The sequence below is a fragment of the Robertmurraya phoenicis genome, from assembly GCF_047302285.1.
Classification (GTDB): Bacteria; Bacillota; Bacilli; order Bacillales; family Cytobacillaceae; genus Robertmurraya.
Genome location: NZ_CP154845.1, coordinates 1,018,389 through 1,043,833 on the forward strand (window position 1 = coordinate 1,018,389; position 25,445 = coordinate 1,043,833).

The following is a 25,445-nucleotide window of genomic DNA, read 5'->3' on the forward strand; positions in this document are numbered from 1 at the left end:
TTTGAGCAAAAAATGAATGAGTATTCATTCAAGGGATTAAAGGAGGAGATGGAATTGATCCAACAAATCAAAAAGGCAGCTGTTTTAGGATCTGGAGTGATGGGTTCTGGAATTGCCGCACACTTAGCGAATATTGGAATTCCAACATTATTGCTTGATATTGTACCCCGGGAATTATCGGAAGCAGAGAAAGCAAAAGGGTTGTCTTTAGAAAATAAGCAAGTACGCAATCGAATGAGTGAAACGGCGATTCAAAAGTTGTTGAAGCAAAAACCGGCACCACTTACCTCTAAGAAAAATCTTACCTTAATTGAGGCTGGGAATTTTGAAGATGATTTAGAACGATTAAAGGATGTCGATTGGGTCATTGAAGTTGTTGTAGAGAATCTTGCTATAAAACAACAGATTTTTGAAAAAGTTGATCAATATCGAAAACCAGGAAGTATTGTTAGTTCTAACACTTCAGGAATCTCGGTAGAGGCGATGGCAGAAGGTCGTTCAGAGGATTTTCAAAAACATTTCCTCGGTACTCATTTTTTCAATCCTCCACGTTATTTAAAGCTATTGGAAGTCATTCCAACAAAGCATACAGATAAAGAAGTGCTTTCATTTTTGAAAACGTTCGGGGAAGATGTTCTCGGAAAAGGTGTAGTCGAGGCGAAAGATACACCAAACTTTATCGCTAATCGGATTGGAACATATGGTTTGCTTATTACCGTTCGTGAAATGGTAAGTCGAGGCTATAGTATCGGTGAAGTGGATTCTGTCACTGGACCACTGATCGGAAGAGCGAAGAGTGCCACATTTAGAACCCTCGACGTAGTTGGACTTGATACGTTTGCTCACGTAGCAAAAAATGTATATGACCAAGTTGAAGGAGCAGAAAAAGAAGTATTTGAAGTCCCGGCTTTCTTACAGGAAATGATTGAAAAGGGCTGGCTTGGTAGTAAATCTGGTCAAGGCTTTTACTTAAAGAAAGGGAAGGAAATTCTCGAACTCGATCCGACAACACTTGAATATGGACCGCGTAAAAAGCTCCAAGCTTCATCTATTGAAATGGCAAAGCAGGCAAAAGGCTTGAACAATAAAATGAAAACGCTTGTATTTGCAGACGACAGAGCTGGCGAGCTACTATGGAATATTTTCAGTCCGGTGTTTGTCTATTCCGCAGACTTACTTGGACAGATTGCAGAGACAATCGTTGCCATCGACCGGGCAATGAAATGGGGCTTTGGCTGGCAGCAAGGACCATTTGAAGCATGGGATGCAATCGGTGTTGAAAAGTCTGTGCAAAAAATGGAAGAGGATGGCTTAGTAGTTCCAGCATGGGTGAAAGAGATGCTTGCGAAGGGCTTTACTTCGTTCTATCAAGAAGATGAAAAGGGGAATATCTCTTTCTACCACAATGGAGAATATAAATTAATAGAAGAAAACCATAAGGTTATCAACCTAGCAAAAATCAAGAAGCAAAAAGGCGTCATAAAAAAGAATAGTGGTGCAAGTTTAATTGACATTGGAGATGGGGTTGCTTTATTAGAATTCCATACGAAGAGTAATGCGATTGGATTGGATATTTTACAAATGGTCAACTTCGCTATTGATGAAGTTGAAACGAATTACAAGGGGCTTGTCATTGGGAACCAAGGGAAGAACTTCTGTGTTGGTGCCAATCTTGCGATGATTTTGATGGAAGCTCAAGACGATGTATTCGAACTTGATCTGGTCGTTCGTCATTTTCAGCAAGCAAGCTTGAAGATTAAGTATAGCCGAAAACCAGTTGTTGCTGCACCATTTGGAATGACGCTTGGTGGAGGAGCAGAGATTTGCTTGCCAACGGCACATATTCAAGCTTCCTCTGAAACATATATGGGCCTTGTTGAAGCCGGTGTTGGTCTCATCCCTGGTGGTGGCGGAAATAAGGAGCTCTACTTAAAGCACTTAAATAGTTTGCCAAATGGAGTTGAATTCGACCTTCAAAAAGTAGCCAATGCTGTCTTTGAAACGATTGCAATGGCGAAGGTTTCAACATCTGGGGAAGAAGCACGTGATAATAACTTCTTAAACAAGGCGGATGGCATCAGTATAAATGGAGATCACTTAATCTATGATGCAAAGCAGGTCGTGCTTGCCCTTCATGAGCAAGGCTACACACCTCCTATCCGTAAAAAAGTACCAGTAGTTGGAGAACCTGGTTACGCAACATTGTTATTAGGAGCGCAAAACATGTTCTACTCTGGCTATATTTCTGAGCATGATATGAAGATTGCCAAGAAGCTTGCCTATGTTATCTCTGGTGGGAAGGTCCCGTATGGGACAGAAGTGGATGAACAATATTTACTTGACTTAGAAAGAGAAGCTTTCTTAAGTCTTGTTGTAGAACCAAAATCCCAGCAACGTATGCAGCATATGCTCCTAAAAGGCAAACCTTTACGCAATTAAAAGACCAGTAGATAACGAGATTCGTATATAAATGAACAGAAAGAGAGGGAATAAGATGAGAGAAGCGGTAATTGTAGCAGGAGCCAGAACCCCAGTCGGGAAAGCAAAGAAGGGCTCACTGGCAAATATGAGACCCGATGATTTAGGTGCTCTTGTTGTCAAAGAAACGTTAAAAAGAGCCGGCGGGTATGAAGGAAATATTGATGATTTAATCATTGGCTGTGCAATGCCTGAAGCAGAGCAGGGATTAAATATGGCTCGAAATATTGGGGCGCTGGCTGGCCTTCCAGATACGGTTCCAGCTGTCACCATCAATCGGTATTGTTCATCAGGACTGCAAACAATTGCGTACGCAGCTGAAAAAATTATGATTGGCCATGCGGATACGATTTTAGCTGGTGGAGCTGAGTCAATGAGCATGGTACCGATGATGGGGCACGTCGTTCGACCAAATGCGAAGCTAGCTGAGACAGCTCCCGAATATTATATGGGCATGGGGCATACAGCTGAGGAAGTTGCGAAAAAATACGGAATTACGCGCGAGGATCAGGATGCATTTGCGGTGCGCAGTCATCAAAGAGCTGCTAAGGCAATTCAAGAGGGAAAATTTGTTGATGAAATTGTCCCTGTGGAAGTAACAAATCGCTATGTGGACAGTAAAAATAAGCTTGTCGAAAAGACATTTACTTTTAGCCAAGATGAAGGGGTTCGCCCAGATTCCACTGTCGAAACGTTAGCCAAACTACGCCCTGCTTTTTCTGTAACAGGTTCAGTAACAGCAGGAAACTCTTCACAAACAAGTGATGGAGCAGCAAGCGTGCTAGTTATGGATCGTGAAAAAGCAGAAGCACAAGGGCTAAATCCACTTGTGAAGTTCAGATCCTTTGCTGTTGGTGGAGTGCCACCTGAAATCATGGGAGTTGGTCCAGTCGTGGCTATTCCGAAAGCACTGAAGCTAGCAGGACTTGAACTCTCAGACATTGGCCTATTTGAATTAAATGAAGCCTTTGCTTCCCAATCACTCCAAGTCATACGTGAGCTTGGCTTGAACGAAGATATAGTAAATGTTAATGGAGGAGCGATTGCTCTAGGACATCCACTTGGCTGTACAGGTTCAAAATTAACGTTGTCTTTAATCCATGAAATGAAGCGCCGCAATGAACAATTTGGTGTGGTGACGATGTGTATCGGTGGCGGTATGGGTGCTGCTGGTGTCTTTGAACTACTGTAATGAAATTTAGATAGGGGGTGTAAGCATATACACCCACTTATAAAACGAATGGAGGAATTATCATATGTCAAATCAAACTGAAAACCTAATTAAAGGTGGAAGCTTTTTAATTGAAGACGTAAGCTATGAACAAGTTTTTACACCAGAGGATTTTTCCGATGAGCAAGTTATGATTGCCAAAACAACAGAAGATTTTGTGGTTGGAGAAGTGTTGCCAGAAGTGCCATATCTTGAGAAGCATGAGTTTGATCGCTCTGTGAAACTTTTGAAATCTGCAGGAGAACTAGGTCTCCTTGGAGCTGATGTACCTGAAGAATACGGCGGTCTCGCACTTGATAAAGTAAGCTCTGCATTAATTGCTGAAAAAATGGCGATTGCCGGAGGATTTGGAATTACACATGGGGCTCACGTTGGAATTGGTTCCCTCCCAATTGTTTTATTCGGGAACGAGGAACAAAAGCAAAAGTATCTTCCTGAGCTTGCAACAGGGGAAAAAATTGCTGCTTATGCGTTAACTGAGCCAAGCTCTGGTTCAGATGCGCTTGGTGCAAAAACTGTAGCAAAGCTGAATGAGGCTGGTACTCACTATGTATTAAATGGGGAAAAACAATGGATTACTAACGCTGGGTTTGCTGATGTATTTGTTGTATATGCGAAAATTGATGGAGATAAATTCTCTGCTTTTATCGTTGAAAGAGAGTTCCCAGGTGTATCTACTGGGGCAGAAGAAGATAAAATGGGAATCAAGAGTTCTTCTACTCGTACACTTATCCTTCAAGATGCTCAAGTACCAGTCGAGAATCTATTAGGGGAAATCGGCAGAGGGCATATTATCGCCTTCAATATTTTAAACATAGGACGTTATAAATTAGGAGTTGGTGCCTTAGGTGGCGCGAAACGTGCATTAGAGATTACAATTCCATATACAAATCAACGTCAACAATTTAAAACACCGATATCATCCTTTAATTTAACGAAAGAAAAAATTGCCACAATGGCGTCTAAATTATATGCAGCGGAAAGCTCCATTTACCGTACTGTAGGATTGTTTGAGGAACGAATGAGCAAACTGACAGATGAAGAAGTAAATGGTGGAAAGGCCGTAGCAGCTTCGATTGCTGAGTATGCGATAGAGTGTTCATTAGGTAAATTCTTTAATACAGAGGTACTTGATTATGTAGTAGATGAAGGGGTCCAGCTCCATGGTGGATATGGATTCATGGAAGAATACGAAATTGCTCGCGCCTACCGTGACTCACGTATTAATCGTATTTTCGAAGGAACGAATGAAATTAATCGTTTATTGGTTCTGGGAACTTACTTGAAAAAAGCACTTAAAGGGGAACTTCCATTATTCCAAAAGGCAATGGCTCTTCAAGAAGAACTGATGATGCTTATGCCAGAGGAGCCAGGTGATGAGCCGTTAGCCCAAGAAAAGCAACTCGTCAGCAATGGGAAGAAAATCTCTCTACTTGCAGCTGGTCTTGCCGCTCAAAAGTATGGAAAAGATGTAGATAAAGAGCAGGAAATCTTCGTCAATGTGGCTGATATCATTGCGAATGTCTACGCGATGGAATCTGCAATCCTTCGTACAGAAAAGGCGATTGCTAAAAATGGTCTTGAGAAGAACGAACAAAAGCTTCTTTATACACAAATATTCTGTCAAGAAGCCTTTAATAAAATTGAAGCAGACGCAAAAGAAACTTTAGTGGCAGTTGAAAGTGGAGACACATTACGGATGATGATCTCAACTCTTCGTAAACTGACTCGTCACACTCCAACAAATGTGATTGGGAAAAAGCGTGAAGCCTCTGTTAAGTTGGTTGATGCGGAAAAATACGTATTATAGTTTTAAATTAGCCTTAGGGCTCATGGCTCCCTTCAAATTGAGGGGAGCTTTTCCGCTTATGAAGAGCGAAATTGCCTATTTTCATGTTTTTAGAAGGGATAGACGGATTTTATCCAGCTATTATTAGCTTTTTTAATGTTATTAGCTAATTAAACGGAATCTCTCCAGCTAATGAAGATTTTTTTTTATTCCAGAACACTTTTGTTAAAGTTGAAAAAACAGCTTACTTCTATCGTTGTGATGACCAAGCCTATATGTTACTATTCAAATATAGATTGCAAAATTTATCTAAATATGGATAACATAACTTAGGTAGGTGAAAACATGGCATTAACCTTTTATTGGTATCCGAAGTGTGGAACATGTCGAAATGCGAAAAAGTGGTTGGATAATCACGAAGTTTCCTATAAGGAAGTACATATTGTTGAAAACCCTCCTTCCCGTTCAGAGCTTGAACAGCTTTATAAAAGCAGTGGTTTGGAGCTGAAGAAATTTTTCAACACTAGTGGGATGAAATATAGAGAACTTGGCTTAAAAGACAAAATGAAAACCGCATCTGAGGATGAGTTACTTGATATTCTTGCATCTGATGGCATGCTCATTAAGCGTCCTTTATTAACAGATGGAGAAAAGGTTACATTAGGCTTTAAAGAAAATGAATATGAGAGTCTCTTTTCTGCAAAGTAGAATTCGTTCGAACAGATTTAATAATTGGTTACAAATAACCTTTGTTGGTAAGAATCAAGGGGATTGATGGATATAATACGGTCTTGGTTAATGTAACAGTATAATTATTTTGGAGGGATTTGCATGAACACACCAAAAGAACTGCGTTATTCAAAAGAACACGAATGGGTGAAGCTTGAAGGGGAAACAGCACGAATTGGAATTTCAGACTTTGCACAATCAGAGTTAGGCGACATCGTATTTGTCGAGCTTCCTGAGGTTGGAGACGACGTTGTGGCAAATGAGCCTTTCGGAAGTGTAGAATCCGTTAAAACGGTTTCTGAATTATATGCTCCAATTAGCGGAAAAGTTGTGGCAATTAATGAAGACTTAAATGATAGCCCTGAATTCGTAAACGAATCACCATATGAAAAAGCGTGGATGATTGTGATCGAGCCTGCTAATGCTAGTGATGTAGACAATTTAATGTCTGCTGATGAGTACGCACAATTGATTAATGAAGCATAAAATGAACATAGCATGCGCTCCTAATTAGGGGCGTTTTTTAATAATCGGGCATGTGGTCATCCAATTTGTAGTCATGTTCTGAGGCTGATGCAGGAGCAGAACCTTTCCTACTAGAATACATATAGTGTGGCAAATACAATTCGCGTTGATGGGTGATAAAGATGCTTGATTCAAACACAGAAAAGATAATCATCGTTGAAGGTACTTCTGACAAAAGAAAGGTCAAAAATATTGTTAAAGAACCAGTCGAAATTATTTGCACCAACGGAACGATTAGTATTTCTCGCCTTGATGAATTAGTGGACTATATTAGTGGTAAAGACGTCTACATTTTAGTAGATGCAGATGATGCAGGAGAAAAATTACGAAGACAGTTTATACGAGAACTTCCAGAAGTCGAGCATCTTTATATTGATAAAATGTATCGGGAGGTTGCAAGTGCCCCTGAACATCATTTGGCTACCGTCCTTCTTGCAGCCAATATTGATGTTCATACTGAATATTTGGAGCGCTGATACTGTTTTTGAAGCAATTTGAATTAGGTGATAAAGGATATGGAAAATTGGAATAGCGACGAAATTATAAGCTTAATAAACGAGAAGAAACACTTTTTCCTATATTTATATACGCCATTATGCGGAACATGTCAGGTGGCAGGGAAAATGCTCGAAATTGTAGCAAAACTATTTCCGAATGAAACTTGGGGGAAATGTGATTTGAATTATATCCCTGATTTCGCTCTAGAGTGGGAAGTTGAAAGTGTTCCATGCTTATTAATCTTTAATGAGACGGGCATTGAGAAAAAGGTTTACGCTTTTCATTCAGTACCATACTTATACGAATTAATTAAAAAATAATCTTAAAAAAACAGTTTATCGAAAGGTAGGATGGCCTTTTGACAAACTGTTTTTTAATTTTGCAATTTTTTGTTTACTTTTAATAGGTCAGGGATTATGATGTTTAGGGATACGAAATAAATGAAGGGGTACCATCCTATGCCTTTTTTCCAAGAGTGGTCTGTACAAATTAAAAGCTACAATCAAAATATAAAACTCTCCATTTTAGCCAATGTCTTTGCCCAGATTGGGTTCGGGATATTTATGGTTATTTATAATTTTTATATTCGTGAGCTTGGCTATGATGAACAGGTGAACGGGCAAGTTATTTCGTTAACCTCATTAGCAACGGCACTGATTCTCGTCCCAGCCGGGATGATTAGTGATCGGTTTGGTCGTAAAAAGGTCATGCTGATAGGTAGTATTCTTACAGGATTTGTTTTTCTGTTAAGAGGTATATTTGAAGCACAAAGTCTATTACTTATTTTAGCCTTCGTTACAGGTTTAACGATGGCATTTATCACGGTCTCATCCATTCCATGGTTGGCAGAAAATTCAAAGCCTCTACAGCGAGTACATCTTTTTAGTATTTATTCCGCAGTTATGACAGGTGCAAGTGTTATTGGGAATCTCTTTGGAGGGATTTTTACTGATTTATTTTCTTTGTTTCTATCGCCGTTAATGAGCATAAGGTTAACGCTGATTATAGCAGGCTTATTCTACCTTTTCTCATTCATTCCGATTGCGAAATTTAAGGAAACGAGAAAAATCAAGCAAGAGATTAAGATTCCTTGGAAGGAAAAAGTACATCAACAGCGAGAAGGTTTTAAAATTATCTTCTTGTTTGCGGTAGCTCAATTAATCATCGGAATTGGAGCAGGTCTTGTCATTCCTTATTTAAATTTATATTTTGCCGATTGATTTATGGCATCTAACTCAATTATCGGAATTATTATTTCCTTAGGTCAAGCGGCCACAGCTATTGCGATGATTATTGGACCACTGATGGTGCGAAAGTTTGGTGAAGTAAAAGCGGTCGTCATTCTACAATTATCATCTCTGCCTTTTCTATTGCTCACTGCCTACACTGAAAATCTAACATTAGCAGCGATTGGGTTTCTGTTTCGACAAGCATTAATGAATGCAGGGAATCCGATTCAAACGTCACTGATGATGTCGAAAGTGAATGACTCAGTTAAAGGATTGGCAAACTCTATTAACCAAATGGTCTTTAACCTTGGATGGGCAGTTATGGGACCAGTTTCAACCGGAATTGTCGTTATGTATGGGGCTTATTGGGGATACGCAATGGTCTTTACGATAACAGCATCTCTCTATCTTATTGGGTCGATTTACTTTCTCACTGTTTTTAAAAGTATTAATCGTCCAGATAGTTCTTCGACAGCAAAGTCGGTTCAATCGCAATAAGCAACATATTTCTTGGGAAATTCTAATATAAGTTGGGATAGCGGGATTAAATAGAATGAAGGTATTTGTCGAATCAATTTTAAAGAGGTTTACCTTTTTGAAATCGAATTAGTTCAGGTAGAAGGATCGATATCATTACTTAGGAGGACTCATCTTGCTAGAATTGCTCCGTATATTGATAGATGAAGTAACTGAAAGAGGTCACTTAGCCCCATTATTAAATAAAACATCATTATCTGTTCATTTGATATCAGGTGATGACCAAGCTATTTTACAAATTGAAAATGGCGTAATGGAATTGAACGAATCAGTTAGTATGACGACTAATGCTGTTATAAAAGGAAATAAGGATGTTATGCAAGCCTTGTTAACTGGAAAAATGAAACTGAGAAAAGCAAGTGAAGCAGAACAATTGGAATGGCAAGGGAGTATAAGAGCTTCACTGTTATTAGAGTCACTCTTTATCTTAGCGATGCCAAATTATGTAGAAGAGAAAACAGAAATTTACGAATAATCAATTGACTTAACTTGGAAGTACATGATACTATCACGTTAAATTACATAACTCTTATCAAGAGTGGTGGAGGGACTGGCCCGTTGAAGCCCGGCAACCGGTAGTACGAACACGGTGCTAATTCCAGCAGATGTAAGTCTGAGAGATAAGGAGAGCGCGTAAGCTAGCCCCCTCTTCTTAGGAAGTGGGGTTTTTATATTATAAAAAAGAGGGAGAGATTCGAATGAGCGAGAAGAAGAAATATCGATTAGAAACATTAGGTGTTCATGGGGGAGTATCGCCAGATCCAACAACAGGAGCAAGAGCAGTTCCGATTTATCAAAACAATGCTTATCAGTTTCAAAATACGGAGCATGCGGTTAACCTATTTGCTTTAAAAGAACCTGGTTATATTTATACACGTATTCATAATCCAACGGTGACTGTATTTGAAGAACGGGTTAATCTTTTGGAAGGTGGTATTGGGGCGCTTGCAGTTTCTAGTGGAATGGCAGCGATTACATTGTCGATATTAAACCTTGCAGAAGCTGGAGATGAAATAGTTGCAGCAGGAAATTTATATGGAGGTACATATAATTTATTTGCAATCACTCTTCCTAAGTACGGAATCAACGTCAAATTTGTAGATGCAACGGATCCAGAAAATTTTAGAACAGCAATAACTGAAAAAACAAAAGCCATATTTGCGGAAACGATCGGAAATCCGAGCTTACGTGTATTAGATATTGAAGCTGTAGCAAAGATCGCCCATGAGTCAGGAATTCCTCTGATCATTGATAATACGTTTGCTACTCCATTTTTATGCCGCCCGATTGAGTATGGAGCAGATATCGTCATCCATTCGGCTACCAAATGGCTTGTTGGAAATGGGACGACATTAGGTGGAATCATCATTGATGGAGGAAACTTTGATTGGAATTCGAAAAAGTTCCCTGGATTTACGAAGCCAGATCCGAGTTATCATAATTTGGTTTATAGTGAAGCGATTGGCGCTGCTGCTTATATTACAAAAGCAAGGGTTCAATTATTAAGAGATATGGGTCCAGCGTTAAGTCCGCAAAATGCATTCCAATTTGCCTTAGGGCTTGAAACTTTGCATGTAAGAATAAAAGAGCATGTTGCCAATACAAAGAAAATTATTGCGTATTTGCACAATCATCCATCGGTAAAATGGGTTTCTTATCCAGGGGATGAAAATCATCCTGATCAAGAGCTTGTTGCGAAATATTTACCGAAAGGAGCAGGTTCTGTTGTCGTCTTTGGTATCGCAGGTGGAAGAGAGGCAGGAGCGAGATTAATTAATAGTCTTGAGCTGTGGGCACATGTAGCCAATGTTGGAGATGCGAAGAGCTTAATTATTCATCCTGCGAGCACGACCCATCAGCAACTTGATGCAGACGGATTAGAAGCAGCTGGTGTTCCGGAAGATCTGATCCGACTTTCTGTTGGAATCGAAAATGTAGAGGATTTGATTGAAGACTTGGAACAAGCGATTGGAGTTGCTACAGGTCTGACGTCTTTGACGACAAATGCTTAAAAGGTAATATCGGTCAGAAATTCGAACGTTATGTGAAATCAATTTTATTCTGAAATATTATCGTTGACATGCTGATTTTTCCATGATAAGATAACACTCGTATTTAATTATGAAAATTCTATTTAAAATTTAATAGTGTGCTCTTATCAAGAGAGGTGGAGGGATGTGCCCGATGAAGCCCGGCAACCGTCAAGAAATTGAAATGGTGCCAATTCACACAAAGCATTGCTTTGATAGATGAGAGGAAGGACTTTTTATATTTATGCCTTTCTGCTTGTCTGCAGGAAGGCATTTTTGTGCAATTGTGCTGTTATGAATGAAAAATATTGATGTGCTAAAGCTATAAATAGCATAATGTCTAACGCTTATAAAACTTGGTTAACACATAAGAATAATAGGATTTGAAGTAGGTGTATAAAATTGATTTCGATACAGAATGTCAAAAAAGTGTACTCTTCTATCAAAGGAAAGGTTACAGCTGTTGATAATGTCAGCATTAATATAAATGCAGGCGAAATATTTGGTGTGATCGGCTATAGTGGTGCTGGTAAAAGTACATTAATCAGAATGTTGAATGGCCTTGAAATTCCTACAGAAGGGTCCGTTACTGTAGCTGACAAACAAGTATCACGGATTAAAGGTGGGGAACTAAGAAAGGCTCGCCAAGAAATTAGCATGATTTTTCAACATTTTAATTTACTTTGGTCTAGAACGGTTAGAGAGAATATTGCCTTTCCATTAGAAATTGCAGGAATTCCAAAAACGCAAAGGCTTAAACGAGTAGATGAATTAATCAAGCTAGTTGGTCTAGATGGACGTGAAGATGCTTATCCTTCCCAGCTTAGTGGCGGTCAAAAACAAAGAGTTGGGATTGCCAGGGCACTGGCAAACAATCCGAAGGTTTTACTTTGTGATGAGGCAACCTCGGCACTTGATCCACAAACAACTGATTCGATATTGGACCTATTAGTTGATATTAACAAACGCTTAGGCTTAACAATCGTTCTCATCACCCATGAAATGCATGTTATTCGCAAGATATGTCATCGTGTAGCAGTAATGGAAGATGGAAAAGTCGTTGAGACTGGTCGAGTATTGGAAGTATTTAAGAACCCACAGCAGCAAATTACGAAGCGATTTGTTTCTCAGGTGACTGAGCCGGAGGAAACGAAGGAAACGATTGAACATTTATTAGAGCGTTACCCTCAAGGGACGGTTATCCAATTAGGGTTTGTTGGTGAATCAGCCGAACAACCTCTAATTACTAATCTCATCCGTAATTTTGAGGTCACTGTTAATATTTTGCAGGGAAAGATTTCGCAAACTCAAAACGGTTCCTATGGTACATTATTTATCCATATTGATGGAGAAGGACCTGCAGTTTCAAAAGCAATTGAATTTATCAAGTCCCAGCAGGTTGGAGTAGAGGTGATAAAAGATGGTGAATGAGCTCTTTCCAAATGTCAAATGGGATAAAATGTGGGAAGCAACAGAAGAAACTTTATATATGACGGGGATTTCGGTCATTGCTACGTTTATAATAGGCATTATTTTAGGATTATTACTCTTTTTATCTGCAAAAGGAAATATTTGGGAAAATCAATTTGTGAATAAAATTATTAGTGCTGTTGTCAATATTTTCAGGTCGATTCCTTTTATCATCCTGATTGTGCTCCTTATCCCATTTACGAAGTTCCTTCTCGGTACGATGATTGGGGAAAATGCCGCATTACCAGCATTGATTATTGGGGCAGCTCCCTTTTACGCAAGAATGGTTGAGATTGGCTTGAGAGAAATTGATAAAGGCGTCATTGAAGCAGCGAGATCGATGGGGGCGAAAACAAGCACGATTATCTGGAAAGTGCTACTGCCTGAATCGATGCCAGCACTTGTCTCTGGGATAACGGTCACGGCCATTGCCCTAGTTGGCTATACAGCGATGGCAGGTGTTATTGGTGCAGGAGGACTAGGGAATCTTGCTTATTTGGAAGGATTTCAGCGTTCTAGAACCGACGTTACCTTAATGGCGACGATCATTATTTTAATTATCGTATTTATCATCCAATTTATTGGTGATGTAATAACAAATAAATTAGACAAAAGATAGGAGTGTTTTTCAATGAAAAAATGGTTAAGTATTTTTGTACCTTTTGCACTAATCTTATTTTTAGCAGCTTGCGGTACTTCAAACGATGAAACAACTGAAGGTGGCAATGCGGATGGTGGAGACGCGGAAGAACCGACTACCCTTGTTGTAGGAGCTTCTAACGTACCACACGCTGAAATTTTAGAAGAAGCGAAGCCAATTCTTGAAGAACAAGGAATTGAACTTCAAATCGAAACGTTCCAAGACTATGTTCTTCCAAACCAAGCATTAGCTGGGGGAGACTTAGATGCAAATTATTTCCAACACATTCCTTACTTAAATGCACAAATCGAAGAGCATGGCTATGATTTCGTTAATGCAGGTGGAATTCATATTGAGCCAATCGGCGTATATTCAAAGAAATACGATAGTTTAGATGCTTTACCAGATGAAGCGCATATTATTATCAGCAGCTCTGTTCCAGACCATGGACGTATTTTATCTCTTCTTGAAAAAGAAGGACTTATCACCCTTAAAGAGGGCGTTGAAAAAACAACTGCAACGATTGATGATATTGTAGAGAATCCGAAGAACCTACATTTTGATACAGAATATGAAGCATCACTTCTTCCGCAAATTTATAATAATGACGAAGGCGATGCCGTTCTTATCAACTCAAACTATGCGATTGATGCTGGGTTAAATCCGCTTGAAGATTCTATCGCAATTGAAGAAAGTGATTCTCCATATGTGAATGTGATTGCTGTTCGCAGTGGAGACGAAAACAAGGAAGCCATTAAAGCTCTTGTTGAAGTACTACGTTCTGAAGAAATCCAAAACTTTATTTTAGAAAAATACGAGGGTGCTGTAGTACCAGTATCAGAATAAATAATTGTGAGTCAGTTCCTTTATTGGGGAGCTGGCTTTTTCGTATTCCTTATTATAAGCATATTGGCAAAATTGTAAGAAAAGTTAACAGGTTTAAAAGGATACTCCTTTATACCGATGCTCAGCAGGAAATATGAGGGATTATCGTTTTTGAGTTAAAACCAAAGGGATGCTAACATTAAAAACGTATCAAATCACTTGCCTTAAGTGACGTAACACGAAAGGACGGATACTATCAATTATTTTCGTATCTCCCTAAAAAAGGGGGCGAAAACAAAATGACGGCACTTCAAATGAATTACACGAGTGAAATGGAAAAAGCGATGGTAGGAGCTCATCGCGTGAATTATGCTACTTATTGCCACAAACACGACGTTAGAATGAGAGTGGAAAGAAGACGTGAAAAAGAATATGCGCAAAGTCAACGCATTGTAGCCGATTTGACGAGAAATCAATTACGATAATGAACGCAGTAATTCGCATTGTTAACAAATGATATATAATAAGGAAGAAAAACAAAAAACCAGTGTTGTGGCACTGGTTTTTGTTTTCAATGTTTTTTTGTGAAAGCAAGGAATGTCCTCATAAGAGGTTCATGAGGACAACCTCGGATAGGTTTCAGGAGAAGAATGTCCTCATAAAGGGTTCATGAGGACAATCTCGGGTGGTTTTCAGGAGAAGATTGTCCTCATAAAGGGTTCATGAGGACAATCTCGGACGTTTTTCAGGTTGAGAATGTCCTCATAAGAGGTTCATGAGGACAACCTCGGGTGGTTTTGAGGAGAAGAACGTCCTCATAAGAGGTTCATGAGGACAATCTCAGGTGGTTTTCAGGTCAAGAATGTCCTCATAAGAGGTTCATGAGGACAATCTCAGGTGGTTTTCAGGAGAAGATTGTCCTCATAAAGGGTTCATGAGGACAACCATGAGCGACGGGAATCCACTAATCAAAAATGATGTTCATTCTCAATTAGAACATCCATACATACATAAATTTGTTAGGGAAAAAATATATTGAACAAATTTTTTTAACAGTAGCAAATTGGAATCCTAAACGTAACGACTGTGCGGTGTACATATAGCCACTGGACAGATATTTTTACGATATATTTTAATATGTTTTAACACTGCTAAAGAGTTGCTAACACTTTTCATTTGTTATAAGATTGTAATGAGAATAAAATGAGAATCAACGATTGGCCCAGGCCAGCGAGGATAAAATCTTTCTTTTATATTACGGAGGTATAATTATGGCAGGATCTACTTTATCAATCAAAGACCTTCACGTTTCCATTGAAGGTAAAGAAATATTAAAAGGGGTTAACCTTGAAATTAAGGGTGGAGAAATCCATGCGATCATGGGACCAAATGGTACTGGTAAATCTACTTTATCATCTGCAATCATGGGTCACCCTAAGTATGAAGTAACTAGTGGTAGCATCACTTTAGACGGGGAAGATGTATTAGAAATGGAAGTAGATGAACGTGCTAAAGCTGGTCTATTCCTAGCAATGCAGTACCCAAGCGAAATTAGTGGTGTAACAAATGCAGACTTCCTACGCTCAGCTATTAACGCTCGACGTGAAGAAGGCGATGAAATTTCTTTAATGAAATTCATCCGTAAAATGGATTCACAAATGGAATTTTTAGAAATGGATCCTGACATGGCACAACGTTATTTAAACGAAGGGTTCTCAGGTGGGGAAAAGAAGCGTAATGAAATTCTTCAGTTAATGATGATTGAACCAAAAATTGCCATTCTAGATGAGATTGACTCTGGTCTTGATATCGATGCTCTAAAAGTTGTTTCTAAAGGAATCAATGAAATGCGCAACCCTGATTTTGGTTGCTTAATCATTACACACTATCAACGACTATTGAACTACATCACTCCTGACCATGTCCATGTAATGATGCAAGGTCGTGTTGTTAAATCTGGTGGTCCTGAGCTTGCACAGCGTTTAGAAGCAGAAGGATATGACTGGATCAAAAAAGAACTTGGCATTGAAGACGAAACTGTTGGGCAAGAAGCATAAGTGTTAGGAGGATCGCAATGACTACTGAAATAAAATTACCATTTGATAAAGAGTATGTTAGCTCTTTCTCTCAAGAAATGGGAGAACCTGCTTGGTTAACAACTCTTCGTCTAGAGGCACTCGAGAAAGTGGATGCACTTCCTCTCCCTAGACCAGATAAAACTAAAATTGATAAATGGAACTTTACACAATTCGATAAGCATATTGTGAAAAGTGATGATTTCGCTTCATTAAATGATCTTCCAGAAGATGTGAAAGCATTAGTAGACATTGAATCAGGAGATCAAAACCTTTATATTCAACGTAATAATCGTCCTTCCATTCTTACTGTATCAAAGGAACTGCAAGAAAAAGGCGTTATTTTTGTTGATATTTTCACTGCAGCTAGAGAGCACGGAAACCTTTTACAAAAATATTTCATGAACGATGCTGTCAAAGTTAATGAGCATAAATTAACAGCACTACATGCAGCATTTTTAAACGGTGGGGCATTTTTATATGTTCCGAAAAATGTTGAAATCTCATCACCGATTCAATCAGTGTTTATTCATGATGAAAAAGAAGCAAATATGTTCAACCACGTGTTAGTCGTTGCAGAAGATAACAGCTCAGTCACATATGTTGAAAACTATATTTCAACACTTGATTCTGCTGAAGGCATCTTCAATATTGTGACAGAAGTGATTGCTGGAACAAATGCAAAAGTACAATATGGAGCTGTTGATACATTAGCAAAAGGAACAACAACTTACGTAAATCGTAGCGGTGTTGCAGGAAGAGATGCTCGTATCGAATGGGCACTTGGATTAATGAATGACGGTAACACAGTTTCTGAGAACGTAACAAATCTTGTTGGTGATGGTTCTTTCGGTGACACAAAGACAGTTGTTGTTGGACGTGGCGAACAGATTCAAAACTTCACAACAAAGGTCGTTCACATTGGAAAGCACTCTGAAGGATATATCTTAAAGCATGGTGTTATGAAAGATAAAGCAAGCTCTATTTTTAACGGAATCGGTAAAATTGAGCACGGTGCTACGAAGGCAAATGCAGAACAAGAATCTCGTGTTCTCATGTTAAGTGAAGGGGCTCGTGGGGATGCGAACCCAATCCTACTTATCGATGAGGACGATGTAACAGCGGGACATGCTGCATCTGTAGGTCGTGTTGATCCACTTCAACTATACTACTTAATGAGCCGTGGTATTTCTAAGGCTGAGGCAGAAAGACTCGTTATCCATGGATTCTTAGCACCAGTTGTGAATGTATTACCAATCGAAGGGGTTAAAAATCAACTTCGTGCCGTAATTGAAGGGAAAGTTAAATAAATGAATATCGAGGATGTTCGTTCATATTTTCCGATTTTAAATCAGGAAGTCAATGGGAACCCCCTTGTTTATTTAGACAGTGCAGCTACTTCTCAAAAACCAGTTCAGGTTATTGAGGCACTTGAAACGTACTATCGTGAATATAATTCGAATGTTCACCGTGGTGTGCATACACTAGGAACAAGAGCTACAGATGGATACGAAGGCGCAAGGGAAAAAGTAAGAAAGTTTATTCATGCAAAATCTACACAAGAGATTATTTTTACTAGAGGTACGACTACTTCGTTAAATACTGTCGCAGCAAGTTTTGGCAGAGCCAATGTACAACCAGGGGATGAAATTGTCATCACGTACATGGAGCACCATAGCAATATCATTCCGTGGCAGCAACTTGCAAAGGCAACTGGCGCTACGTTGAAATATTTACCATTGCAAGAGGATGGAACGATTTTACTTGAGGATGTAAAAGAAGTCATTAATTCCAATACGAAAATTGTTTCCGTAACAATGGTATCGAATGTTCTAGGTGTCATGAACCCGATTAAAGAGATTGCAAAAATTGCCCATGAGAATGGTGCGGTTATGGTTGTGGATGGTGCCCAAGGTGCACCTCATATGAAAATCGATGTTCAAGATTTAGATTGTGATTTCCTCGGCTTCTCTGCTCATAAAATGTGTGGCCCAACTGGGATTGGGGTACTTTATGGGAAGAAGCATTTATTAGAAAACATGGAGCCAATTGAATTCGGTGGAGAAATGATCGATTTCGTTGACCTCTATGACTCTACTTGGAAAGAGCTACCATGGAAATTTGAAGGTGGAACTCCGATTATTGCAGGTGCTATTGGGTTAGGAGCAGCGATCGATTTCTTAAACGAAGTTGGTCTTGACAATATTCAAGCTCATGAGCATCGCTTGGCAGCTTACGCATTAGAAAAAATGTCAGCAGTAGAAGGAATGACGATTTACGGACCGATGGATCCAGATAAACGAGCTGGTCTTGTCACATTCAATATTGCAGACGTTCATCCACATGATGTAGCAACCGTTTTAGATGCGGAAGGAATTGCCGTTCGTGCAGGACATCATTGTGCGCAACCGCTCATGAAATGGCTTAAAGCATCAGCAACTGCTCGTGCCAGCTTTTATCTGTATAACTCGGAAGAAGATATTGATAAGCTTGTCGCAGGGCTTATCAAAACAAAGGAGTATTTTTCGGATGTCTTCTAATCTTGATCAACTCTACCGTCAAGTCATTATGGATCACTATAAGAATCCTCGTAATAAGGGTGTCTTAGAGGATGATAGTTTAACGATTAATATGAATAACCCAACTTGTGGAGATCGCATCCAATTAACTTTAAAGGTCAATGATGGGATCGTTAACGATGCGAAATTTGAAGGGGAAGGCTGCTCGATTTCAATGTCTTCTGCTTCGATGATGACGCAAGCGATTAAAGGAAAAACGATTGAAGATGCAGTGAAGCTCTCGAAGATTTTTTCTGATATGATGTTGGGAAATGATTATAATGATGATATCGATTTAGGCGATATCGAAGCACTTCAAGGAGTCGCTAAATTTCCAGCACGTATCAAGTGTGCAACATTAGCTTGGAAGGCGATGGAAAAAGGGCTCAAGGAAGACGAACAATAAAAAGAAGCGAGAGAGGGCAAAGATTCACGCCCTTTCCACTTTATAAAGGAGGAAGACTTTCGATGGCTAAAAAAGCGCCTGAGATCGGTGATTATAAATACGGCTTTGCCGACAAAGATGTCTCCATCTTCCGTTCGAAACGTGGTCTTACACGTGAGATCGTTGAAGAAATTTCAAAAATGAAGGAAGAGCCTCAATGGATGCTCGACTTCCGTTTAAAATCTTTAGACCACTTCTACAACATGCCCATGCCTCAATGGGGTGGAGATTTAAATTCTTTAAACTTTGATGAAATTACGTATTACGTAAAACCATCTGAGAAAACAGAACGTTCTTGGGATGAGGTTCCAGAAGAAATCAAGCAAACGTTTGATAAGCTTGGAATTCCTGAAGCAGAACAAAAGTATTTAGCAGGAGTTTCTGCTCAATACGAATCTGAAGTTGTATACCATAACATGCAGGAAGATCTTGAAGCACTAGGAATCGTTTTTAAGGATACGGATTCTGCTTTAAGGGAAAACGAAGATATTTTCCGCGAGCATTTTGGGAAAACGATCCCACCTACAGATAACAAATTTGCTGCATTAAACTCAGCTGTTTGGTCTGGTGGATCTTTCATCTACGTTCCAAAAGGTGTTAAGGTTGAAACTCCTTTACAAGCTTACTTCCGTATTAACTCTGAGAACATGGGACAATTTGAGCGTACTCTTATCATCGTCGATGAAGGCGCACATGTTCACTATGTTGAAGGATGTACAGCTCCTGTTTATACAACAAACTCACTTCATAGTGCGGTTGTTGAAATTATCATCAAAAAAGATGCTTACTGCCGTTATACAACGATTCAAAACTGGGCTAACAATGTCTATAACCTTGTTACAAAGCGTGCGGTATGTGATGCAAATGCTACAATGGAATGGATTGATGGAAACATCGGTTCTAAATTAACAATGAAATATCCAGCCGTTATTTTGAAAGGTGAAGGCGCTCGTGGAATGACTTTATCCATCGCTATCGCTGGTAAAGGTCAGCACCAAGATGCTGGTGCCAAAATGCTACACTTAGCACCAAACACATCTTCAACGATCGTATCAAAATCGATTTCAAAACAAGGCGGAAAAGTTACGTATAGAGGAATTGTTCATTTTGGCCGTAAAGCAGAGGGTGCTCGCTCTAACATTGAGTGTGACACATTAATTATGGATAACAAGTCCACTTCAGATACAATCCCTTACAATGAAATCTTAAATGACAACATCTCATTAGAGCATGAAGCGAAAGTTTCAAAGGTTTCTGAAGAACAATTATTCTACCTTATGAGCCGTGGTATTTCTGAAGAAGAAGCAACTGAAATGATCGTAATGGGCTTCATTGAACCATTTACGAAAGAACTTCCAATGGAATACGCTGTTGAAATGAATCGTTTAATCAAGTTCGAAATGGAAGGTTCCATCGGTTAATGATAATGAAAATCCGCTCAGGGCTAATCTGAGCGGTTTTTTGCGTAAAAAAGGGGGTTATGAGAAATGATCTATATCGGGCTTACGGGCTGGGGAGATCATGACAGTCTTTACGGTCCTGAATCTTCATCGAAAAATAAGTTAACGGATTATGCTTCGTACTTTCCAACTGTGGAAGTGGACTCAAGCTTTTATGCGTTGTATATGTAAGCGTCAAATAGCGCCCACGTAAAAATACGTGGGCGCTATTTGACGCTTACGTTTTCACACTTGGCTCACCACTAATTTTGTAGGCTTCAATGCGTTGTCGCCACATTTGTTTTCGTTCATCTTTTGACACTAAAAAACCTCCTAACAATTCGTGTACTGTGATTATCACAAAACCAGGAAATTATTAGAAGGTGTGGGTTATTTGGCGCTTACGTATAAGGGCAGTTGGAAGTAAGAAGAAAAACTGAATACCTAATGCGAAGGCACATAAAATTGACCTCGTTTTGAATTTCAACTTTATTCCCCCATTCTAATTTTTGCTAATCCACTTAGTCTTCATACTAGAAATGATTTGAACTAAAATCAATGTAAATTACTAATGCAGCGACCAAGTTACTTATTTATCTAGAGCTGTTTTTCTCCGTTAATTGAATCTTAATTTGTTAATTATACTATACGAAGTAAATTTTTTCCATTAAGGTTTTAATTATTGGCAACAATCTTTGGAAAAGAGCCTTTATTTAAGTTAAAAAACCTCGTTTCCCCTAAAATTTTTTCGAAGCTGACCTAATATGAAATTTGTTGATTAGAGTTTCTTAACTATATTTTTTACCATTTTGGTAGGAACACTCCCTAAGACAATTAAATTACCCTTTCCTTAAAATATTCCTCTAGATCCATGTTTTCACCTTCTTTGAATTTTAACTCTTCATGTTCTGTGCTTGATTTCATATATAAAATTCTATTACTAACTTTAGATACTTCAGAGATATTGTGACTAGTAAGTAAAATAATATGTCCTTTTGATTTTAGAAAACTTAATAACTGCCTTAGTTTAAAGATTGCCTCTATATCCAATGAATTTGTAGGTTCATCTAAAATAATTATTTTGGGTTTAGCAATTACTGCGAGACAGATGGCCAGCTTTTGATTCTGACCTAAAGAATATGTTTTACATTTCTTATGAATAAATGATTCAAGATTAAATAAAGTTTTCAAATAGGGAAAATATGAATCTTGTTCATTGATGTTTTTATTTTTTAATGTATGTACGATGTGATCATATCCATTTAGAAATGGATAAAAGTCATGGTTTTCCAACAAAAATCCAATATCATTTTTATTTATTGTTTCATTGGAGTAGAGAATTGATCCACTAGTTTGCCTTTGTAACCCTACAATGGTTTTGAGTAATGTTGTTTTTCCTATACCATTTCTACCAAGTATACAAAAAATGTCCGTGGGGTTAACACTAATATTAATATTACTAAAAATAGTAGTTTGCTTAATTTTCTTTTCTAGATCAACTATTTGTAAGTTCATTATTTTCCTCCTTTAACCTTTTACTATAATTTTACATAAAATGATAAAAAAATCAAATTTCATTGACTTTTTAGACAATTTAAAATAAAGTTACCTATAAGAGAAGGGGAAAATTGGAAAAAAAGGGGAATATTGTAATGTTTATCAAAAAAGTTACTATACTTACAACATTGATAGTTTTCTTATTTAGTGGATTAGCAATTAATTCTTCTAAAGCTTTTGCTGAAACAAATGTTAAAAAGGAAATAATGCAAACTCATAATTTGAAGAATGATCAAGAATATGAAAAATTAGTAAAAGAATTAGATTCATTGGGTTATACACCTGAAGACGTGTCAGTAATGGCAGGAGCTTCTTGGCTAGTAAAAATAAAACAAACAGTTTGGGCAATCGTTAATATAGCAGCAGTTGTTTATACTTTTGTGCAAGCTGTAAATTACCTGGCTAGTTCATTATTGGACTGGGGAGAAGGAATTACAAGTAGTGGTCCTAATGACACAGTAGAATTAGCTGGGACTACTGTAGGTGATGTCTCTTTAGTAGAAAATTGGGTATGTTATAAAAAAACTACAAATAGAACTTGCGGTAATAAGTCGGGCAATGTAAAAGCGGTTCAAGTAACTTTGTATGAAAGAAATTACTCTCCTGGTCCACATGATGGTTTAATAGGGACTAAAACTGATAGTGCCATTTATAGCTTTCAAGTTAATAATCAATTGGCAACAGATCGCATAGTTGGGCCTGGGACATATACTGCACTATTAAACAAGTAGGAAATAATGTATGATTTCCATATATTAACTTGAATTAATATTATCCCCTTCGCCTGTTAGTACGTAAAGAAAGGAGACTTGTATGAGTAATATAATTTTCGAAATCAAAAAAATTAAAAAGACATTTCAGATACCTTTTTCTTTAATAATTATGACGATGCTATTACATCTACCAATTTTAATAAATATATATTTTTATAACACAGAATATAAAAGCCCTTTACAATATATATATGACTCACAAGCATTTAATAATAGTTTTATATTACCGATTATTGTGATTGTCTACTACTACTGGTTCTTTTCACATGACTACAGATTTAGAACATTAAAATATAGAGTAAACACAGGAGCAAAATTTTATGAATTAGTTATATCGAAATTTATTGCAGCTTCATTATCATTTCTTATAGTTTATCTTATTTCCATTTCAATTTTTATTTTTACAGCTTTTGTGTTTAGTGAGTCAAATATTATAGTAAGTGGCTATGAAATTTTAGGGAAATTAGATACATTATTGTATTTAACTTTATATTTTTTTGCTTTGTTAATTTTCTTAGTAGGTATCGGAACATTAAGTGCTTTTTTAACAACACTTTTTAAAGGTCATATTACATCCATCTTTATCACTATTATAATTCTAATTTTGTATACATCTATCGGAATTAAGAATGTCTTTATAAACAATATCATCTTTCTAAGGGGAGCTTTTTTATTTTCAGGATTAGAAGATATAAAAGCATCAGGTTCAGTAATAATTGTTACAATGTTTGGTACGCTTTGTTTCATAGCGTTTACTGTTTATGCTTTAGTTGTTATTAGTGAAAAAAAGAAGGAGTACTTCTATGAAAAAAATTAACATAATATTTTCGGTAATACTTCTGTCACTATTACTTACTACAGCATACTTTTACTATAACTCTTATATAAAAAAAGAGGTTGCAAGTAATATTAATAAAATGGAAAAAGTAGAAGAAGTTATAGATAAAGCAAATGAGAATCAAACAGATATTAACCTTGATGCAGGATTATCCTTAATTAATAGTTATTTAGGATTTCAGAACATTGACGAGGGAATAGAACTGCTTGAACTTCTAAATAATGAATATCCAAATAATTCAAATGTATACTGGTATCTGGGGATATGCAATTATTATATAAACAACTTTGAATTAGCAATTGAATGGTTTAATAGAATCCCTCAACCTACTGAAAATGTTTATAAGAATTTATCTGAATTATATTTATTGCAAGGTGACATCAATATGAGTAAAACTTTTGCTGAAAAAGCCGTTGAATTAGCGAAAGAAAATTTAGATGAGGGTATGGTTAATGTTATGCCTATATGGAAAAAAGGGTATGATTCCTTTATTTTAGAAGGTAATACAAACCCAAATAGAACTTTTGAATACACATCTGATTTTTTTTATTCCGCCAGGATAGAATTCTTTAGACGCTCGATGGAAAATTATGATGGGAGTGTAGACAATAATAAATTGAAGGAAATAGCCTTCTTAGAAATGGAGCTACATCAATTTGATAATGCTGAAAAACTGGTTTCGATGATTAATAAATCATCAAAACAGCCTGCGATGTTAATGTTGGAAGACTTACTAAGTGGAGTTACCTCAGCAGAACAGCAAAGCAAATTAACCATAATTGGAAAAGCATTTGATTCATTTTATGCTGGTAATGCAAAGGAAGCCTACAAATTATTAAACACAAAATTATCAGATGAGAGCTTTGAAAATCAGGAATTAGTGCTATTTACTTTATTTTATTTACATACATTAGAAAACGATTTGGAAGAAAGTACCCATTATTATGAGGAATTTATGACGTATTTAACAGATAGGTATGACCCAGATATATGGTATGCACTAAAAAATACTTTGATTAAGAAACAAAAAGACTTAAGAGAAACCACATAATAAAATGGTTGTAAGATTACATACTAACCTTTCTAACCAAATTTTAAGAACTATTAACAAATTAATTATCAACAGATACTAAATTGATTTTTTGTGCGGATTCCATTCCAGGAAATGAACTAAACTTGGTTTTTGAATATCTAAATATAAACAGACTTACCTTAAAAATAGGCTTAATGAACGAATATATTTCAATGAAAAATAGCAACGATGTTGTTAAATTCAAACAAATAATGAGTGATAATGTGGAAGACTTTATCACTGAAGTTCAGAAGAGAATATAATAAACAATATGAAATTAGACCTCACTATTAGAGGTCTTTTATTATGCACTTTTCATCATTTCCACAGTTTTTGACAAGCTGAAATTAACATCTGTCCTACTTCTTTATCAAATGCCAAATCTTTCCCCATTTCTAACCAATGGAACCAATGCAGATAGTTGTCCAAATAGTGAGTTCCTACCCCTTGGAAACGTTCGAACCAACCTTTCAATCGGTTGTGTAAATTATTTATGTGTTGAAAATGATAGATACCCTTCTTCATGCAGTGTTTTAAGCGTTCATTTACTGTTTCGTGAAGTAGTCCTTTTAATTTGGCAAATTTTTTATAGTTAATTGCTGTATCTGTACATAACAAAGCCTTATTCAAAGCAACAATAGCTGAGGCTATTGTTCAAGAAGGAATTTCTAAGGGTCGCTTCAAAAAATCTCGTAGCTTGTCTAATT

The 25,445-nt window shown here is 37.4% G+C and carries 23 protein-coding genes, 3 pseudogenes and 2 riboswitches; of the genes and pseudogenes, 24 read left to right on the forward strand and 2 right to left on the reverse strand.

Annotation, left to right across the window (positions count from 1 at the left end):
- Positions 1 to 57: 57 nt before the first annotated feature.
- The 20 genes and pseudogenes from AA0X71_RS04860 to AA0X71_RS04955 form a co-directional block, all read left to right on the forward strand.
- Complete coding sequence (locus AA0X71_RS04860; RefSeq protein ID WP_413362477.1) at positions 58 to 2,439, forward strand: 3-hydroxyacyl-CoA dehydrogenase NAD-binding domain-containing protein; 2,382 nt, start codon at positions 58 to 60, stop codon at positions 2,437 to 2,439.
- A gap of 55 nt (positions 2,440 to 2,494) precedes the next feature.
- The gene (locus AA0X71_RS04865; RefSeq protein WP_413359873.1) at positions 2,495 to 3,670 is read left to right on the forward strand and encodes an acetyl-CoA C-acetyltransferase; all 1,176 of its coding nucleotides are present in this window, start codon (positions 2,495 to 2,497) and stop codon (positions 3,668 to 3,670) included.
- A gap of 64 nt (positions 3,671 to 3,734) precedes the next feature.
- Positions 3,735 to 5,519: an acyl-CoA dehydrogenase family protein gene (locus tag AA0X71_RS04870; protein WP_413359875.1), complete on the forward strand. Its 1,785-nt coding sequence runs from the start codon at positions 3,735 to 3,737 to the stop codon at positions 5,517 to 5,519.
- A 324-nt stretch (positions 5,520 to 5,843) separates the two neighbouring features.
- On the forward strand, positions 5,844 to 6,206 hold the full coding sequence (locus AA0X71_RS04875; protein ID WP_413359878.1) for an arsenate reductase family protein: 363 nt from the start codon (positions 5,844 to 5,846) through the stop codon (positions 6,204 to 6,206).
- 123 nt (positions 6,207 to 6,329) lie between these two features.
- Positions 6,330 to 6,713 (forward strand): glycine cleavage system protein GcvH, encoded by a 384-nt coding sequence (gene gcvH / locus AA0X71_RS04880; RefSeq protein ID WP_413359880.1) that lies wholly within the window; start codon positions 6,330 to 6,332, stop codon positions 6,711 to 6,713.
- A gap of 161 nt (positions 6,714 to 6,874) precedes the next feature.
- Positions 6,875 to 7,228 carry a toprim domain-containing protein gene (locus AA0X71_RS04885; RefSeq protein ID WP_413359883.1) on the forward strand — a complete coding sequence of 118 codons (354 nt, stop codon included), beginning with the start codon at positions 6,875 to 6,877 and terminating at the stop codon, positions 7,226 to 7,228.
- Positions 7,229 to 7,267: 39 nt separating this feature from the next.
- Positions 7,268 to 7,570: a thioredoxin family protein gene (locus AA0X71_RS04890; protein ID WP_413359886.1), complete on the forward strand. Its 303-nt coding sequence runs from the start codon at positions 7,268 to 7,270 to the stop codon at positions 7,568 to 7,570.
- A gap of 138 nt (positions 7,571 to 7,708) precedes the next feature.
- Positions 7,709 to 8,977 (forward strand): annotated as a pseudogene (locus tag AA0X71_RS04895) (MFS transporter).
- A gap of 154 nt (positions 8,978 to 9,131) precedes the next feature.
- Positions 9,132 to 9,491, forward strand: a complete 360-nt coding sequence (locus AA0X71_RS04900) for a hypothetical protein (RefSeq protein WP_413359889.1) — start codon at positions 9,132 to 9,134, stop codon at positions 9,489 to 9,491.
- Positions 9,492 to 9,542: 51 nt separating this feature from the next.
- A riboswitch (SAM riboswitch) is annotated at positions 9,543 to 9,643 on the forward strand.
- A gap of 71 nt (positions 9,644 to 9,714) precedes the next feature.
- Positions 9,715 to 11,028 carry an O-acetylhomoserine aminocarboxypropyltransferase/cysteine synthase family protein gene (locus AA0X71_RS04905; protein WP_413359891.1) on the forward strand — a complete coding sequence of 438 codons (1,314 nt, stop codon included), beginning with the start codon at positions 9,715 to 9,717 and terminating at the stop codon, positions 11,026 to 11,028.
- A 140-nt stretch (positions 11,029 to 11,168) separates the two neighbouring features.
- Positions 11,169 to 11,272: riboswitch (SAM riboswitch) on the forward strand.
- 176 nt (positions 11,273 to 11,448) lie between these two features.
- A complete protein-coding gene (locus AA0X71_RS04910) occupies positions 11,449 to 12,477 on the forward strand; it encodes a methionine ABC transporter ATP-binding protein (RefSeq protein WP_413359893.1) in 1,029 nt (342 codons plus the stop codon).
- A complete protein-coding gene (locus AA0X71_RS04915; protein WP_413359896.1) occupies positions 12,467 to 13,135 on the forward strand; it encodes a methionine ABC transporter permease in 669 nt (222 codons plus the stop codon). Before AA0X71_RS04910 ends, AA0X71_RS04915 begins: the two co-directional genes overlap by 11 nt.
- A gap of 12 nt (positions 13,136 to 13,147) precedes the next feature.
- Positions 13,148 to 14,002 (forward strand): MetQ/NlpA family ABC transporter substrate-binding protein, encoded by an 855-nt coding sequence (locus tag AA0X71_RS04920; protein WP_413359898.1) that lies wholly within the window; start codon positions 13,148 to 13,150, stop codon positions 14,000 to 14,002.
- Between the two features lie 278 nt (positions 14,003 to 14,280).
- Positions 14,281 to 14,466 carry a hypothetical protein gene (locus AA0X71_RS04925; protein WP_413359901.1) on the forward strand — a complete coding sequence of 62 codons (186 nt, stop codon included), beginning with the start codon at positions 14,281 to 14,283 and terminating at the stop codon, positions 14,464 to 14,466.
- 786 nt (positions 14,467 to 15,252) lie between these two features.
- Complete coding sequence (gene sufC / locus AA0X71_RS04930; protein ID WP_413359904.1) at positions 15,253 to 16,038, forward strand: Fe-S cluster assembly ATPase SufC; 786 nt, start codon at positions 15,253 to 15,255, stop codon at positions 16,036 to 16,038.
- Positions 16,039 to 16,055: 17 nt separating this feature from the next.
- Positions 16,056 to 17,366 (forward strand): Fe-S cluster assembly protein SufD, encoded by a 1,311-nt coding sequence (sufD, locus tag AA0X71_RS04935; RefSeq protein WP_413359907.1) that lies wholly within the window; start codon positions 16,056 to 16,058, stop codon positions 17,364 to 17,366.
- Positions 17,367 to 18,596, forward strand: a complete 1,230-nt coding sequence (locus AA0X71_RS04940) for a cysteine desulfurase (protein ID WP_413359910.1) — start codon at positions 17,367 to 17,369, stop codon at positions 18,594 to 18,596.
- Positions 18,586 to 19,020, forward strand: a complete 435-nt coding sequence (sufU, locus tag AA0X71_RS04945) for a Fe-S cluster assembly sulfur transfer protein SufU (RefSeq protein WP_413359912.1) — start codon at positions 18,586 to 18,588, stop codon at positions 19,018 to 19,020. The genes AA0X71_RS04940 and sufU overlap by 11 nt, the downstream gene beginning before the upstream one ends.
- A gap of 62 nt (positions 19,021 to 19,082) precedes the next feature.
- A complete protein-coding gene (sufB, locus tag AA0X71_RS04950; protein ID WP_413359914.1) occupies positions 19,083 to 20,480 on the forward strand; it encodes a Fe-S cluster assembly protein SufB in 1,398 nt (465 codons plus the stop codon).
- Between the two features lie 66 nt (positions 20,481 to 20,546).
- Positions 20,547 to 20,681: pseudogene (locus tag AA0X71_RS04955) on the forward strand (DUF72 domain-containing protein); the annotation flags it as partial.
- Between the two features lie 651 nt (positions 20,682 to 21,332).
- Here the strand turns inward: AA0X71_RS04955 and AA0X71_RS04960 are convergent.
- A complete protein-coding gene (locus AA0X71_RS04960; RefSeq protein WP_413359916.1) occupies positions 21,333 to 22,013 on the reverse strand; it encodes an ABC transporter ATP-binding protein in 681 nt (226 codons plus the stop codon).
- Positions 22,014 to 22,150: 137 nt separating this feature from the next.
- On the opposite strand from AA0X71_RS04960, the gene AA0X71_RS04965 reads away from it, so the two are divergent.
- The 4 genes from AA0X71_RS04965 (at position 22,151) to AA0X71_RS04980 (ending at position 25,001) form a co-directional block, all read left to right on the forward strand.
- Entirely contained in the window at positions 22,151 to 22,786 is a 636-nt protein-coding gene (locus AA0X71_RS04965; protein WP_413359918.1) for a peptidoglycan-binding domain-containing protein, read from the forward strand.
- Between the two features lie 82 nt (positions 22,787 to 22,868).
- Positions 22,869 to 23,645: an ABC transporter permease gene (locus AA0X71_RS04970; protein WP_413359920.1), complete on the forward strand. Its 777-nt coding sequence runs from the start codon at positions 22,869 to 22,871 to the stop codon at positions 23,643 to 23,645.
- Entirely contained in the window at positions 23,632 to 24,717 is a 1,086-nt protein-coding gene (locus tag AA0X71_RS04975) for a tetratricopeptide repeat protein (RefSeq protein ID WP_413359922.1), read from the forward strand. Before AA0X71_RS04970 ends, AA0X71_RS04975 begins: the two co-directional genes overlap by 14 nt.
- Before the next feature lie 83 nt (positions 24,718 to 24,800).
- Positions 24,801 to 25,001 carry a PH domain-containing protein gene (locus AA0X71_RS04980; protein WP_413359924.1) on the forward strand — a complete coding sequence of 67 codons (201 nt, stop codon included), beginning with the start codon at positions 24,801 to 24,803 and terminating at the stop codon, positions 24,999 to 25,001.
- 55 nt (positions 25,002 to 25,056) lie between these two features.
- Here AA0X71_RS04980 and AA0X71_RS04985 read toward each other — a convergent pair.
- Positions 25,057 to 25,359: pseudogene (locus AA0X71_RS04985) on the reverse strand (IS1595 family transposase); the annotation flags it as partial.
- Positions 25,360 to 25,445 lie beyond the last annotated feature (86 nt).

Coding starts and splice junctions, on each gene's coding strand:
- AA0X71_RS04975 (WP_413359922.1), top strand. CDS start 23,632: ATGAAAAAAATTAACATAATATTTTCGGTAATACTTCTGTCACTATTA.
- AA0X71_RS04965 (WP_413359918.1), top strand. CDS start 22,151: ATGTTTATCAAAAAAGTTACTATACTTACAACATTGATAGTTTTCTTA.
- AA0X71_RS04870 (WP_413359875.1), top strand. CDS start 3,735: ATGTCAAATCAAACTGAAAACCTAATTAAAGGTGGAAGCTTTTTAATT.
- AA0X71_RS04970 (WP_413359920.1), top strand. CDS start 22,869: ATGAGTAATATAATTTTCGAAATCAAAAAAATTAAAAAGACATTTCAG.
- gcvH (WP_413359880.1), top strand. CDS start 6,330: ATGAACACACCAAAAGAACTGCGTTATTCAAAAGAACACGAATGGGTG.
- AA0X71_RS04875 (WP_413359878.1), top strand. CDS start 5,844: ATGGCATTAACCTTTTATTGGTATCCGAAGTGTGGAACATGTCGAAAT.
- AA0X71_RS04940 (WP_413359910.1), top strand. CDS start 17,367: ATGAATATCGAGGATGTTCGTTCATATTTTCCGATTTTAAATCAGGAA.
- AA0X71_RS04960 (WP_413359916.1), bottom strand. CDS start 22,013: ATGAACTTACAAATAGTTGATCTAGAAAAGAAAATTAAGCAAACTACT.
- AA0X71_RS04925 (WP_413359901.1), top strand. CDS start 14,281: ATGACGGCACTTCAAATGAATTACACGAGTGAAATGGAAAAAGCGATG.
- AA0X71_RS04920 (WP_413359898.1), top strand. CDS start 13,148: ATGAAAAAATGGTTAAGTATTTTTGTACCTTTTGCACTAATCTTATTT.
- sufB (WP_413359914.1), top strand. CDS start 19,083: ATGGCTAAAAAAGCGCCTGAGATCGGTGATTATAAATACGGCTTTGCC.
- AA0X71_RS04885 (WP_413359883.1), top strand. CDS start 6,875: ATGCTTGATTCAAACACAGAAAAGATAATCATCGTTGAAGGTACTTCT.
- AA0X71_RS04865 (WP_413359873.1), top strand. CDS start 2,495: ATGAGAGAAGCGGTAATTGTAGCAGGAGCCAGAACCCCAGTCGGGAAA.
- sufU (WP_413359912.1), top strand. CDS start 18,586: ATGTCTTCTAATCTTGATCAACTCTACCGTCAAGTCATTATGGATCAC.
- AA0X71_RS04905 (WP_413359891.1), top strand. CDS start 9,715: ATGAGCGAGAAGAAGAAATATCGATTAGAAACATTAGGTGTTCATGGG.
- sufC (WP_413359904.1), top strand. CDS start 15,253: ATGGCAGGATCTACTTTATCAATCAAAGACCTTCACGTTTCCATTGAA.
- AA0X71_RS04890 (WP_413359886.1), top strand. CDS start 7,268: ATGGAAAATTGGAATAGCGACGAAATTATAAGCTTAATAAACGAGAAG.
- sufD (WP_413359907.1), top strand. CDS start 16,056: ATGACTACTGAAATAAAATTACCATTTGATAAAGAGTATGTTAGCTCT.
- AA0X71_RS04915 (WP_413359896.1), top strand. CDS start 12,467: ATGGTGAATGAGCTCTTTCCAAATGTCAAATGGGATAAAATGTGGGAA.